Genomic DNA, 14,777 nt, shown 5'->3' with positions numbered 1-14,777 from the left:
TAACCATAAGACATGGACGATCACATAAGCTCAGGGGGCTTATATTTTCTTATATTCCTTAAATGGCGTTATGCTTTAAGGTTCGCGCCTGCGCGGGAATGACGGTCGCTTTTTACACCCGACTTTGCGGCCTTTGCGCCTGCTCTTTGCGACCTCTGCGGTTAAAAATTAGTCGTAGTTGAAAGATCTCTCCACTCCGCGTTGCTTCGGTCGAGATGACGATTTTTCTATTGGAATGTTAGTCCGAAGTCGGGTAATTTAAACCATGTAAGACATATAAGGTCCATATAAGCTCAATGCCATTATTTTTACACCCGACTTTGCGGCCTTTGCGCCTGCTCTCTGCGTACTTTGCGGTTAAAATTAGTCCTTTGGTCTACTAACCTCATTCAATTATTCTTCTATATCGATGATGTGTACCGAAATCCGGTTATCGGCCTCGAGTAAACCAAAATGATGTCGTTTAGGAACGTTAAAAATACGTATAATAGCATGGTCGGTAATAACCTCAGATAGTAGCTGTGCCTTTTTTCCGCTGATATCGTATACCTGCGCTTTTTCGCTGTTGGCTACAACAAGGTGATTGTCTGGAAGTATCTGTATACAACGCGCACTTAAGTCTGCCGCGAAAAGCGGGATACTGATGGGCATTTCTTTTAGTGTAGGGCTAACAACCAGGCAGCCATCGTTGGTTAATACCGCTATTTTTAATGCCGTATGTACACTGCTTACCGAAAAGTTGATAATGGGCGATTCGACAAATAACATTTCGAGCATTCCGGTATCAGCCGTACGCAGCAACATATCGCTCCCCGTAAAGTAGAGGTGGTTTTTGCGCCAGTACATTTTGTTCTTCTTTGAGAAAATCTGATAGGCATTAATCGATGATTTATCCCAGGTACAAGTAACAGAAGTTAAGAATTCTCCTAATACTGTATAGCTATTTAACCGGATGTCTTCACCATGTGTTAAAAGAATAGATACTGTTTTTTGGTCTGTTGGCTCAATGGCACTAATCATATTCTGGCCTAACCAGCTGATTTGATGGAGATCAATTTTCCGCTCAAAATCGTCGGTTTTTGGCAATTTGCTGTATTTGTTTTCAACGGTATCCCCACTGATCAAAATGTGGTCCGATATACCCGAATCGGCGGTTAAAGTATAAGAATCGTTAATATTGGCTTTAAACAGGTATAAATAATCCATACAGTCTTCCCACTTCATGCGGAGCAACTGCATGGTTTCATTTTTGATCCCAATACCGATCAGCTGATCGTGGAAACTACAGAAATCGACCCACTTTATTTCACGGTCCAGTTGGATATAATAATCAGCCTGCTGCTGTTTAATCTCTTTATAATGGTTAATGGCATAACGGTTTATGTCCTGAACGATCATTGGATCCTGGTGCATGAACCGATCCATCATTTTTAAGGCACTAAAATCGCCTGCTGCGGTTTGTTGGCTTACAATTTCGTAACAGATGTTTAAGGCTGTTTCTCGAAAGCTTTCATCTTCACTGTTTTCGGCAAGATGGGCAAGTACCCTTAAAAAACCCGTGCTTTTGCCCTTGCTTAGCTGCGCTGTATAAAAGGTGTTAACTGTTTTATTTAAAGCGATTCCGTTTTGTGCCGTAATTTCGAAATAGTGTTTTAAACATTGTTCTGCCTGGTTGTTGTTGTGCCAGCCCTTAAGTAACACTTCTTCACTTCTTTTAGGGTCGCCAATTTTGAGTTCGATTAGGCTTGCAGCCTTTAAATGATCTCTGGCACCCAGCGATTGCAGCACTACATCTTCATAATATTTTAGGGCCTGCTGCTGTTGCCCCGTTTGCACATACAGATCGCCAACTTTCTCATAATTGGCCAGTTCTACATATAAATTTATGGCTTCGTTTAAAAGCCCGCCTTTTTCTAAACAGTCGGCTGCCAGGTTTTTATTGTTAAGGTGATCTTTATAAATTGCTGCAGCTTCGCGATAATGTTTGCCTTCACGCAGGGTTCTTGCTGCCCTGTCAAGATCGCCCAGCAGGTGGGCATAAATATAGGCGGCCTTTTTAAAATCGCCATCTATTACGGCCTGTGTAGCCGTTTTTTCGTAACGTTGCTGAAGTTCCCATCTGTAACTGCTCAGATCCCATAGATCGGCAGCTAATCCATTGCCAAAATTCTTAAAATTTAAGTTTAAGCTTTGCCTGCTTAATTTGCCCGATGGGGCTGCGGTACCACGGTTTAAATATGCACTATTTAATGGGATGGCATACTGTAAAGCAGTGTCTTTATCTTTATCGAATAGTTTTACCAGCCTATTGAGTTCGCTATCACGCTGTTTTTCGATGGAGGCCATTTTTTGATTGATCCAGGCATCTAATTGTTGTAGAAAGCCGGGGCTTTGCATATTGGCCATTTCAATGGCCTGTTTAGGAAATAGAAAGGCAATAATTTGGAGCAGAAATTTGCCGATAAAAGCAAAGCCTAACAATACCCAAAGCCCCAGGTTGCTTAAAGGTTTTAAAATTTTGCCCCACTTATTGTTATGCTTTTGATCTTCTTCTATTGCTGGGATATCGGATAGCGGCTGTGTATTGATCAACGCTTTTAAATCATCAATGGCATTGGTAATGTGCAGCGGTTCGATCATTACCGAGCGGAGCTGAGGAAGAGCGGGTGCCAGAGGCAAATTGTGGAGCCAGTGCTTTGCTGTTGTTTCTGGTGTTTCAATCAGATCTGCCAATTGGTAACGATCTTGTTGTTCGAATCCAACCAGGCCAATATTGGGATGAAAAAACTGTACATCCCATAGTTTTACTGCACTTAGTTCGCTGTTGAGCAGTTGGGGGAAGAGCTTGGCATTTAAAGGAATAAAAAAGCCCTCAGTGAGCTGGGTATAGGGATGCCTGATCTGATCGCTTTTCTCGATAGCGGCTCCAAAAACCACAAACAAGCCGGTACAGTTGTTTTTTGCCACACTTTCTGGCACGAGATAGGCCTTGATGGATAAAAAATCTACAGGCCAGTTGGCCATTTCTGCAAACCAATCGGCAGGGCTGCCTGGTAAATAAGCGCCCCAGATTGCATGAGTAGAATTTGCCTGATAGTGGAGTTGAAGTTTCATATTATTTTAGTCCATCTACAAAAGCCTGAATATATTTTTTATAAAATTCGCTGGGTTTTAATTTCCCCGCACTGGTAATCCCTGTAAAATAGGTTGAGCCACTAACCTGTCCATCGGCGCTCCAACAGGCAGTTGGCTGACCAACGATCATGATAATGCAAATTTCGGGAATATGCAGAATACTGCTTTTTAAATGGAGTATACCTCTCGAATCCATAGTGGCCGTGCTTCCGTCTTTCCATGTAAATTTGGTAAACCTGATAAAGGACAAATGATCGACCTTTAAAATGCGTTGCGGTGGAGAAGCTAACCAGTTAACCGTGGATCTTTGATTATCTTTCCAATAAAATTTATCATTAACCAGCAGGAATTCTTTCTTATCGGAATAAATTATTCCTGTGGCGTTTACATGGATATTTTTAACAGAATTAATGGTGCTATAGCCGTTGTTGAGGTGCCTTTTTAACTGGCTTTGAAAAACCCGTGAAGCGCTCTCCTGGCGCGAGATCAGCTCATTGGCCCTGTTGTTGGAGGGGATAACCGTTCCATTACGCGGATCGATAATGCTGAGTTGTGTTTTACTTTTGAAATAAAAATAAGGCCTGATAAACTGAATATCGGTTGCTGCTTTGTGCGGAACGTTTATTTCGGTTACACTATGGGAAAGTGTCTTTGCATCGATCCTGTATATTTCTATTGCGGTATTGTTTTCGGGAATGAGCATCATAAAAATGGTATTTTCCATCTCTCCGAAACAATATTTGCCCCGTACCAACTGCACGGTCAGTTCTTTTGCGCCGAGGTTTTTATCTGGCCAAAAAAGCAGGCGCGAATCGACTGAAACGCCAATTGCGGTGCTGTTTGCTAACATGTACAGGTTACTGAAGTTAACCCTGATCTTTGAAGTAGGGTAATAAAGTGGAAATTCAGGTTCGTACAGTACTGCAGGCAGATCGGCCTGGTTAATATGTTTAATCTTTTTCTCATAGTCGTGGCTTACAAGATCGGATAAATCGATATGCGCCGCTCTGATGAGTTTCGACTGGTTTTTACTGAACTGGAACATCTGTAGGTGTCCGTCGGCAGATATGGTGATGAGGTAATTTAACCGATCTCTGATTTTTAAAAAATAAGGTGCAGGAGCAGCATCTTTTAAAAAATGGGCAGAGGTGATTAATATATACCTGCCATTTTTTTCTGCATGTGTTGCGAAAGCTTTAAGCAGCGGTTCGCCGCAGTGCAGCGCCGGATCCATTTTTTCGAGTAAGGCCTCTGTATCTTTTTTGGTTTCGAGTTCGGCTATGCTGAGGTCTTTTCCGCCCAACGACCATACTTTTAACTGCTGGTTTTTTTCTTTACTTTCTCTAAAAGCCAAAGCGGCTGCAACAGCGAATACCCGTGCAGATCCCCACATTTTCAGGGTAGAATCGATAATTATACCCAATTGCTGTACCTGATGGTTTGGTGCTGTTTCGCGTTTTAAAAAAAGGGCTTCATTGTTGGCCAACCGGGCGGTGAGCAGAAGATCGTCTTGTGCGAGTTCGCTCAGTAATAGTTTATCGTAAGTGCCTTTGTTTGCGATATCAGAAATGCCGCCCAAACTTTGTTCGTTATTTCTGTTCAGGTACATCGGGATACTTAAAGCAGCCATAATCTTTCTGGCCAGCTGGCTAACTGTATTCGTTTTTTTATCGTTTTCCAGTTCGGCCAAAAGATCTTTGCCAACAGGTTCGGGCTGAGGAATATCAATGGACCTGGGCAACGCGATAAGGCCGGTACGCTGTTTAAGCACTAAGCTTTCTACATCTTCGAAAATAGCGAGTGCCGCTGCCAATGGTGCGAGATCCTGAACCAGGTTTGTCTGTTTAAGCACTGCCTGTTCGCCAAAAATATCCTCGTCCATTTCGCCACTGTTAAATTCCTTTAATATGGGCAAAAGGCCCATGTGGTATCCTTTAACGCTTAATGCATCAAAAATAGACTGGAGCAGGAGTGCTCTGTTCATTTCTGAACGGTACTGATGTGGCAATTGGTTAACAATGCATAAAAACTGGTAGGCCTGTGTTTTAAGTCCGTGGTCTGGATCCTCAATGGCGCTATTGGTATCCGTACTGCTGTAGCGGATATCGAACAAAGTTTTTTTGGCATTATAGCGGGTTTCCCAATCATCTTTACACGCGCACAAAATCAAAAGAATAGTGCCTAAAGAAAGCGAGGTAGTTTTAGGAAGGTTTTTTAAAATATTGGATAAGTCTTCCCGGTAGCAGATGGTTTTTTGGTTGGCAAATTCGATTACCTGCCCACGTTCTGCCCACCTCCAAAAATAATTTTGATAGGCCCTAAAATAGTCGACGGTATTTTGTGAGGAGTAAGCCATATGTTAAAATGAAACCTGCCTGATTACTGCCCGGTCAGCAGGTTTAAAAAGATCAATTGGGATGGTATTTTGCCTGCCACTTTCGTTAAAAAGGATGTATGATGGTGTAATTGCTTTAAGCTTTTGGTTAAGCAGATCGCCTAAAAATGGTGGGTCGAAATTGTACCCTGCCGGAACAAGCAGATTTCCGTTTAGCCAAAAAGTTTTGCCAGGTATGGGCGGAAGCGGATCGCCAATAATAAGTACTTCTTGCGCTGCTGATGCCACAAATTTTAGCTTCTGCAAACGCACCTGCGGAGCGCCATCTACATACTTTTTCCATGCTATAAAATTGGTTTGCAAGGCATATGCGGGGAAAGGATTTTGGCTGCGCAGCAGGTTTACAGGCATTAGTGTTGCCTGTTGCGCCGGAATTGCCGATACAGGCATTTCTAGAGGCATAAATTCAGGCAATGTTTTCCATTCCATAACCTCGAGCAGGGCAACGGGGGTTAACTTTCCATCAGGAAAAAGACGGTTTTGCCCATCGAGTTTATAGCTGGCCAAAATGGGCAGAGAATCGATCAATACCTGGTGGTGTTTATTATCCAAAGGTCCCTTCAGCCAGATCAGCTCATCCTGCCTGCAGGCACTCCAGCCCTCAACCGCCCTGATATTACCAATCTGATCTTGGTATTTGAGTTCTAAAACCAGTGCCCTCATGTTCATGCAGACTGCATAATCTGTTTCCAAAGCAGATCTATCGGCTCCTGTACATATTTGCGTTGCGCTTCGTTGCCAATCCACTCGCAACGGTTATTCAGGTGTACCAATCGGTCTTTAATTGATGATCTTTCTGCCATTGCAATTTCGGGCAATGCCCATTGCTCGGTTAAATGCTGTACCTCTTTATAAATTTCTTCTGCATCAGGTTTGGTGTTTTCCTTTACCCTGGGGTGCTGGTTTTCAGAAATATCGGTAACGATGATAACATTCACAATATTGGCGATAATTTCGCGCTGCTCTTCTGTATCCCAAATGTGCTTTAATATCCAAAGATCAGAAGGGATGGCTTTATTTCGTTTGCAGATCAATGCACTTGCGGCAATCATCCGTTGCAGTTTTACAGCCCGGCGGTCGGAAACCTGTAGTCCGGCATTACGCATTTTATGGATCAGTTCGATATAGGCAGGCCTAACTTCCTGAAGGTCTACTTTTGCGGTGAGCGCTTGTAAACTGGCAATTTCGGCTACCGAGATAGCAGGTTTATCACTTCCATGTTGCTGTTCGAGTACCCAGCCTGCGTTTAATACGGCATTAAGCTCTTGCGGATCAACATTATCTGATTTTACACGGATGAGAAAGCGGTCGAAAAGTGCTTGCAGGGCTTCATCTTCGGGCAGGTGGTTACTGGCGCCAATTACCATCAGTGCAGGTAGCTTACGGGTTTCTCTTCCACGCCTGAAAATCCGCTCGTTAAGTACCATTAACAAACTATTTAATATGGCGCTGTTTGCATTTAAAAGTTCATCTAAAAAGATGAGTGATGCTTCTGGAAGCATACCCGCTGTGTTGGTTACCAAATCTCCTTCCCTGAGCTTGCGGATATCGAAAGGACCGAAAAGTTCATTCGGCTCTGTAAAACGGGTAAGCAGGTATTCAAACGTCTGTCCGTCTATCAATTTGGAAAGCTCGCGTACGGTTGCACTTTTGGCAGTTCCCGGAGGGCCTAAAATGAAAAGGTTCTCTCTGCCCACCAGGCAAATGCCCATTAGGTCGATGATTTCATCTTTGCCTACAAAAACCTTTTTTAAATGCTGTAGTACCTGCTTCAGCTTATCGATGGTTAAATGCGTGGCTAGCTGGGTTTCGTTCATATTGTTTCTTCGTTAAGGATCAGGTTTAAACCGGGCCATAGTTTTGCCTGGTATGCGCCCAATGCTTCTTTCACTAATTTTAATTCATGTTTGCTATTGATCCTGCCCATATCCTTTTTCAATATAAGCCGGTCAATGTAAGCCACCCTAAGTGAGGAGTGATCGAGTATTGTATTTCCTATGGCCACGTTTATATCGGTTATGCCAATGGTTGAAAAAGGCCAATGCCGGGCTATTGCTTTAAGTTTGTAGATTAAAGGATCTTCTGGCGATAGGCCGCTCGCAAACCTGAAAATATCGGGCAGGAAACGCAGCATCAAATCTGCTGAATATACTGCTTCGGATGTATATTGGCCATTGTAATCGACTAGTAATTGATTTAATTTTTCTTCGCCGATATCTCTGAGCAGAACCAATTGTATGGTGCTGAAAATATATTTCGCAGCCCATAAAGCTGCTTCGGGGTCAAAATCTGGGGCAGTATAGGGCATAGTTAAGGCATCTGCCCGGTAATACTCCTCTAATAAGATAATTGCTCGATCCGAGGCATCAGCATCAAAATCTACAATTTGGTTAGGTACGGTTACCTGTCCGGTTTGGATAAGATCTATTAAAAAAAGGTCAAGCATCATCCTCGAGTATTGTTAATTTAGAAAAGCAAGATATAAAATTACCGAGACAATTTTTGGCTTTGCTTGGGAAACATAGAATTTTTAGTTTGAAGTCGGGTAATTTGAACCATGTAAGACATATAAGGTCCATATAAGCTCGATGGCGCTATTTTTACACCCAGCTCAGTGGTCTTTGTGACTTCTCTTTGTGCCCTCTGCGGTTAAAAATTTAGTTCTGGTTTAAAGATCTCTCCACTCCGCGTTGCTTCGGTCGAGATGACGATTTTTCTATTGGAATGTTAGTTCGGAGTCGTGTATTTTGAACCATGTAAGGCATAGAAGTTTCATATAAGCTCATGGGTCTTATATTTTCTTATATTCCTTAAATGGTGGCACGCTTTAAGATGCGTGAGAATGACGACTACTTTTTACGCCAGCGCTGTGGCCTTTGTGCCCTCTGCGGTTAAAAATTTAGTTCTGGTTTAAAGATCTCTCCACTCCGCGTTGCTTCGGTCGAGATGACGATTTTTCTATCGGAGTTTTAAGTCCGAAGTGGGGTGATTTGAACCATGTAAGACATATAAGGTCCATATAAGCTCAATGCCATTGTTTTTACGCTTACTTTGCGGCCTTCGCGCCTGCTCTCTGTGCACTTTGCGGTTAAAATATGGAATGATGATGGGGATGGAACCAGTCAGGTGTTTGGCCTACAATTAACCGAATAAACCATTGACTAATGAACAACTGAACTACATCCCCTCCTTCAAACTATATACTTCTCCTTCATAAACTCCAGACAATAACTGCACGGCCATTTTGCTCCTTTGCCCGGTTTGGCAATAACACACTACTTTTTTGTTTTTGGGGATAGCTGTAAGCGATGCCGTTAGTTCGTATAGTGAGAGGTTGAGGCCTCCAATATTGCCGTCTTCGTGTTCGTAATCCTCGCGTACATCAATTAAAAAAACTTCGTCAGCAATTGTTTCCAGCCAGCGATCTAATGTTGTTTTATCGATTTCTGGTAGCGCTTTATCGGTTTTGGCGGGCGCTGGTTTTGCGGGATCAGCTGGTTTTTTTGAGGCAATTTTAAATACCAGCATGGCATTGTTCAATGCATTAACGGTCATCAGTTTGCCCGCAAGTGTTTCGCCAATGCCGCAGATTAGTTTTAGGGCTTCATTGGCCATGTACAAGCCTATTAGGCCGGGTAAAATGCCAATTACCCCTCCTTCTATGCAGTTAATATTTTCAGTTGGTGGTGCCGGATAAAGGTCTCTATAGTTTGCACCGCCCTGGTGGTTAAATACCGCAACCTGGCCTTCGAACTGTAAAATAGAACCGAAAATAAGTGTTTTACCTAAAGCCACACAGGTATCGTTCACGAGGTAACGGGTGGTAAAATTATCCGAACAATCGATCACCAGATCATAATCCTGGCAAATGTTTAGGGCATTATCAGTCCTGAACCGCTCGTTATAAGCACTGAAGCCCACATGCGGATTAAGCAATTGGAGTTTTGTAGCGGCAATTTTTGCTTTAGGCTGTCCAATATCTGTATGATTATATAAAATTTGCCGGTGCAGGTTGCTCAGTTCTACCACGTCATCATCTACAATTCCGATTGTCCCTATACCCGCTGCGGCCAAATACTGCAATATGGGGCAGCCCAAACCACCAGCACCAATAACCAGTACTTTGGCTGCTTTTAGCTTTTCCTGCCCGGCGGGGCCCAGTTCAGGCAGGATCATTTGCCTGTTGTAACGGTTCAGTTCTTCTTTTACTAACATGATTTTTGGATCAAACTCATATCCCAATCTTTCCAAATAGGCTCGTAACCCTGTTTTCTGATCATGGCTGCAATTTCCTGGGCCGAGCGTTCGTCAGATATTTCGAACTGCTCCAGCGATTGAGGTTCTACCTGGTAACCACCAGGATTGGTTTTAGAACCGGCACTAATGGCGGTAATGCCCAACTTAATTACCTGGTTGCGGAAAGCTACGGTTTCGCGGGTAGAAATAGATAGCTCTACTTCACTGTTAAATAAGCGGTAAGCACAGATCAGTTGCACCAATTCCTTATCGTTCATCACCACTTTAGGCTCTAAGCCTCCGCTAAAAGGCCGCAACCTGGGGAAAGAAATACTGAATTTACTTTGCCAATACTGTTTTTCGAGATAAGAGAGGTGCAGGGCCGTAAAAAACGAATCTGTACGCCAGTCTTCCAGTCCAATTAAAACACCAAGCCCCATTTTATGGATCCCGGCCTGCCCTAACCGATCGGGGGTTTCCAAGCGGTACAGAAAGTTAGATTTTTTGCCTTTAGGATGGTGCTTGCGGTAATCATCCTGATGGTAGGTTTCCTGGTAAACCAATACCGTATTTAGCCCGTGCGGAATAAGGGTTTCATAGTCGGCTACATCCAGAGGCTGCACCTCCATGGATATATGGGAAAAATGTGGACTGATGAGGTCTAATACTTTTTTAAAGTAATCGGTGTGTACACTCTGGTTGGCTTCGCCCGTTACCAGCAGCACGTGGTCATAGCCCATACCCTTAATTACGGCCACTTCCTGCATAATTTCCATTGGGTTGAGCGTTCGCCTCCTTACCTTATTATCATAACTGAAACCGCAATAAGTACAGATATTATTACATTCGTTGGAGAGGTAAAGCGGTATATACATTTGTATTACCCGACCGAAACGGTCTAAAGTTAATCGCTGGCTAATCTGCGCCATATCTTCTAGATAAGGCAATGCAGCAGGAGAAATAAGCGCTTTAAAATCTTCCAGATCGCGCTGTGTATTGCGCAATGCCCGCTCTACATCTGCAGCCGTTTTATCGTAAATACTGGCCTTGGTATCGTCCCAATTGTAGGATTCGAATACTCCGTTAAAACTCTTCATCTAAAAATGCGGTTAGTGGACTGCTTGCTGCAGCATAATGTGTTTGGGCACCCAATTTAGACTCGAAAGCCATTCTGCCGGCTTCTACAGCCATTTTAAAGGCAATGGCCATATTGGTCGGATTTTTGGCTATGGCAATGGCGGTGTTCACCAAAACGGCATCGGCACCAATTTCCATGGCTTTGGCCGCATCAGATGGTGCACCTATGCCGGCATCAATAATTACGGGGACCCTGCTCTGGCTGATGATGATCTCTAAAAAATCGATGGTTCTTAATCCCTTGTTACTGCCAATTGGAGAGCCCAGCGGCATTACTGCTGCCGTGCCCACATCTTCCAAACGTTTACATAAAACAGGATCGGCATGGATATAAGGCAAAACCACAAAACCGAGTTTAACCAGTTCTTCAGTGGCTTTTAAGGTTTCGATCGGATCGGGCATGAGGTATTTCGGATCTGGGTGGATTTCCAGTTTGATCCAGTTGGTTTCTAAGGCTTCGCGTGCCAGCTGTGCAGCAAAAACGGCTTCTTTTGCATTGCGCACACCAGAGGTATTGGGCAATAAATTAATGTGCGGGTATTTGAGGTGATGAAGGATATCATCATCCTTGCCTTTTAAATCTACACGTTTGAGCGCTACGGTAACCAGTTCGGAGGCCGAGGCAATTAAGGCACTTTCCATCTCTTTGGCAGAGCTGAATTTTCCGGTACCGGTAAAAAGGCGGGAGCTAAAGGTTTGATCTGCTATGGTTAACATATCTGTAAGTTTTAAATCGAGTGAATACTGAACTTGCTGTTGATTTCTTCAAGAACCGCAGCCGTTTGTGTTTGGTTGGTGAGCGCTGCCGAGATGGCAATTCCGTAAATTCCGGTTTCGAGTATAGCCGGAATATCAGTTGCTTCAATACCGCCTATGGCAATAATGGGGGTACTGATTCCAGCTTTTCGCACTTTTTCCATCAATTTTTGGTAGCCCTCCAGGCCCACAACCGGGCTCAGGTTTTCTTTGGTCCGGGTAAACCTAAATGGGCCGAGACCAATATAATCGGCACCCTCTGCTACCCTTTGTTGTATATGTTCGAAGGTATTGGCTGTACCGCCGATAATCTGGTTTTTTCCGATAATTTTTCTGGCTTCCAGAATGGGCATATCCTGCAGGCCCAGGTGTACACCATAACTATTTACGGCTTTTGCCAGGTGCGGAAAATCGTTTACAATAAGCTTGGCGCCATATTTTTCACATAAGGCCTGTGCTGCTTTTGCAAAGGGCAGTATTTCCGCTTCGGCCTGGTTTTTAATGCGGAGCTGGATCCACTTTCCACCAGCTTGAAGCACCTGCTCAATGGCATCGATATGGGTGCCTGTTTGAGGTGCTTGCGAGATATATTGTAAGGGCTGAATCATTATTGATATTTTTAAAACGGTTGATGGTGCGCCAGGCAATGCTGCTGTGCTTTCTTAAAATTGATTAAAGCTTGAGTGGGATCGTTCCAGATGTAGCCCAGTAGCGCAATACCATCGAAATTCATTTCTTTTACCTGGTCGATCTGGCTGAGGCCAATGCCGCCCAAAGCAATTAATTTGGTATTGTTGTTAGGCTTGTTTAAATGAAAACCTGCAGGAATAACCCCCATGTAACCTGGTTTGGAAAGGCTGTTGAATATCGGGCCATAAAAACTGTAGTGATAGGCTGCAACAGCATCAATAGCCGATAATTGGTGGATGGAGGTGCTTAATACCTGGTTTTTTGGCAGTATAGCAGGTGCTAAATTTTTTCTGAAACTTTCGGTATGATGGATTCTATGGATATTATAATCGTTGGCCAGTGTATGGAAATGGTGTAAGGCAATGCGTGGATGATATTCAGGTAAAATCCCTTCTACAATTTTACGGTATCCGGCTTCATCGGCATTTTCCTTACGTAAATGAAAAACCTGTAAACCGGCTTCGAAAAGTTGATTTACAAGATGGCATTCTTCCTTAAAAAGGGTCGGCTTGGCAATTACAATCAGTTCCATAGCGGCTTAAGAATAAATTTCGCTTCCTTTCTGGGTAAACTCTTTCGATTTTTCCTGCATGCCCTGCGCTAAAGCTTCTTCTGCTTCTACGCCTTGTTTTGCGGCATATTCCCTCACATCCTGCGTAATTTTCATGGAGCAGAAATTCGGACCGCACATGGAACAGAAGTGTGCAATTTTGGCACCCTCTGCAGGTAAGGTTTCATCATGGAATTCTTTTGCAGTATCCGGATCGAGTGAGAGGTTAAACTGATCTTCCCATCTAAATTCGAACCTGGCTTTACTTAAAGCATTGTCACGGTATTGCGCACCTGGGTGGCCTTTGGCCAAATCGGCTGCGTGGGCGGCAATTTTATAGGTAATTACACCGTCTTTAACATCTTTTTTATTCGGCAGGCCCAAGTGTTCTTTCGGGGTTACATAACAGAGCATCGCTGTGCCAAACCAGCCGATCATGGCTGCGCCAATGGCCGAGGTAATGTGGTCGTAACCTGGTGCAATATCGATCGTTAGCGGGCCTAAAGTGTAAAATGGCGCTTCGCCGCAATGGTCGAGCTGTTTTTCCATATTGGCTTTAATCAGGTGCATGGGTACATGGCCAGGACCTTCAATAATCGTTTGTACATCGTGTTTCCAGGCTATTTTAGTGAGTTCGCCAAGCGTTTCGAGTTCCGAAAACTGTGCGGCATCATTTGCATCGGCGATACAGCCAGGCCTTAAGCCATCGCCTAAAGAAAAGGCCACATCATAGGCTTTCATAATTTCGCAGATCTCCTCAAAATGGGTATACAGGAAGTTTTCTTTGTGATGGGCCAGGCACCATTTGGCCATAATGGATCCGCCGCGCGAAACAATACCTGTAATCCTTTTAGCGGTTAAAGGCACATAACGGAGCAGTACACCGGCATGGATGGTAAAATAATCTACGCCCTGTTCGGCCTGCTCAATCAACGTATCGCGGAAAATTTCCCAGGTGAGGTCTTCGGCTTTTCCGTTTACTTTTTCTAAAGCCTGATAAATGGGAACGGTACCGATGGGCACAGGCGAATTGCGGATAATCCATTCGCGGGTTTCGTGGATATTTTTCCCTGTTGATAGATCCATAATGGTATCTGCTCCCCAACGGCAGGCCCAAACGGCTTTTTCTACTTCTTCTTCGATGGTAGAGGTTACGGCCGAGTTACCGATATTGGCGTTAATTTTTACCAGGAAGTTTCGGCCAATAATCATCGGCTCGAGTTCGGGGTGATTGATATTGCAGGGAATTACCGCTCTGCCAGCTGCTACCTCTGCCCTTACAAATTCGGGTGTGATGTAGCCTTTTGGTGTATTTGCGCCAAAGCTATTGCCCTGGTGCTGGTGGTTCATTACATCGTGCCGATCGCCCAATTGCGCATTTAACAGTTCGATCTGTTGGTTTTCCCTAATGGCGATATATTCCATTTCGGCCGTAATGATGCCTTTTTTTGCATAATGCATTTGAGATACATTGGCTCCAGCCTGTGCTTTATAAGGTTTATTGATGAAATTAAAACGTAGGGCATCAAGCTTCTCATCGGCCAGGCGCTGTTGTCCGTAAGCAGAAGATAGTTCAGGAAGTTCTATCACATCAAGCCTGTCTTTTATCCATTGTTCCCTTAGGCGTGGCAAGCCTTTTTTTACATCAATAACAGCATTTGGGTCGGTATAGGGTCCGCTTGTATCGTAAACGGTTACAGGTGGATTAGGCTCGGTTAAGCCAAAGCCATTATGGATTTTGGTTTCCGATAAACTGATTTCGCGCATGGCCACCTGGATATTGTGGATCTTTCCAGGCACAAAGATTTTGCGTGAGGCCGGAAAAGGACTGCGGCTGATTACCTCTTGGTTCGGTGTTTTTTCTTGTTTCATATTGGT

Annotated in this window: 11 protein-coding genes; all 11 read right to left on the bottom strand. The window is 43.9% G+C overall.

Going from position 1 to position 14,777, the window contains the following annotated elements; translation table 11 throughout:
* Positions 1 to 393 precede the first annotated feature (393 nt).
* Positions 394 to 3,114, bottom strand: coding sequence for a hypothetical protein (locus ACTJKN_RS20625; protein ID WP_440827625.1), 2,721 nt, complete (start codon positions 3,112 to 3,114; stop codon positions 394 to 396).
* Between the two features lies 1 nt (position 3,115).
* On the bottom strand, positions 3,116 to 5,491 hold the full coding sequence (locus ACTJKN_RS20620) for a hypothetical protein (RefSeq protein ID WP_440827624.1): 2,376 nt from the start codon (positions 5,489 to 5,491) through the stop codon (positions 3,116 to 3,118).
* A 3-nt stretch (positions 5,492 to 5,494) separates the two neighbouring features.
* Entirely contained in the window at positions 5,495 to 6,199 is a 705-nt protein-coding gene (locus tag ACTJKN_RS20615; protein WP_440827623.1) for a hypothetical protein, read from the bottom strand.
* A complete protein-coding gene (locus ACTJKN_RS20610) occupies positions 6,196 to 7,347 on the bottom strand; it encodes an AAA family ATPase (protein WP_440827622.1) in 1,152 nt (383 codons plus the stop codon). Before ACTJKN_RS20610 ends, ACTJKN_RS20615 begins: the two co-directional genes overlap by 4 nt.
* On the bottom strand, positions 7,344 to 7,979 hold the full coding sequence (locus ACTJKN_RS20605; protein ID WP_440827621.1) for a hypothetical protein: 636 nt from the start codon (positions 7,977 to 7,979) through the stop codon (positions 7,344 to 7,346). Before ACTJKN_RS20605 ends, ACTJKN_RS20610 begins: the two co-directional genes overlap by 4 nt.
* A 728-nt stretch (positions 7,980 to 8,707) precedes the next feature.
* A complete protein-coding gene (gene moeB, locus ACTJKN_RS20600; RefSeq protein ID WP_440827620.1) occupies positions 8,708 to 9,745 on the bottom strand; it encodes a molybdopterin-synthase adenylyltransferase MoeB in 1,038 nt (345 codons plus the stop codon).
* The gene (gene thiH / locus ACTJKN_RS20595; RefSeq protein WP_440827619.1) at positions 9,739 to 10,863 is read right to left on the bottom strand and encodes a 2-iminoacetate synthase ThiH; all 1,125 of its coding nucleotides are present in this window, start codon (positions 10,861 to 10,863) and stop codon (positions 9,739 to 9,741) included. The genes moeB and thiH overlap by 7 nt, the downstream gene beginning before the upstream one ends.
* Positions 10,850 to 11,620, bottom strand: coding sequence for a thiazole synthase (locus ACTJKN_RS20590; protein ID WP_440827618.1), 771 nt, complete (start codon positions 11,618 to 11,620; stop codon positions 10,850 to 10,852). The genes thiH and ACTJKN_RS20590 overlap by 14 nt, the downstream gene beginning before the upstream one ends.
* An 11-nt stretch (positions 11,621 to 11,631) precedes the next feature.
* Positions 11,632 to 12,267, bottom strand: a complete 636-nt coding sequence (locus tag ACTJKN_RS20585; RefSeq protein WP_440827617.1) for a thiamine phosphate synthase — start codon at positions 12,265 to 12,267, stop codon at positions 11,632 to 11,634.
* An 11-nt stretch (positions 12,268 to 12,278) separates the two neighbouring features.
* Positions 12,279 to 12,881: a thiamine phosphate synthase gene (locus tag ACTJKN_RS20580; RefSeq protein WP_440827616.1), complete on the bottom strand. Its 603-nt coding sequence runs from the start codon at positions 12,879 to 12,881 to the stop codon at positions 12,279 to 12,281.
* Between the two features lie 6 nt (positions 12,882 to 12,887).
* Positions 12,888 to 14,771 carry a phosphomethylpyrimidine synthase ThiC gene (thiC, locus tag ACTJKN_RS20575; protein ID WP_440827615.1) on the bottom strand — a complete coding sequence of 628 codons (1,884 nt, stop codon included), beginning with the start codon at positions 14,769 to 14,771 and terminating at the stop codon, positions 12,888 to 12,890.
* Positions 14,772 to 14,777: the final 6 nt, after the last annotated feature.

It is taken from the genome of Pedobacter sp. 22163 (assembly GCF_052045595.1).
Classification (GTDB): domain Bacteria; phylum Bacteroidota; class Bacteroidia; order Sphingobacteriales; family Sphingobacteriaceae; genus Pedobacter.
Note: the sequence above shows the minus strand (reverse complement) of the source record. Positions and strands in the feature narration are given on the sequence as shown.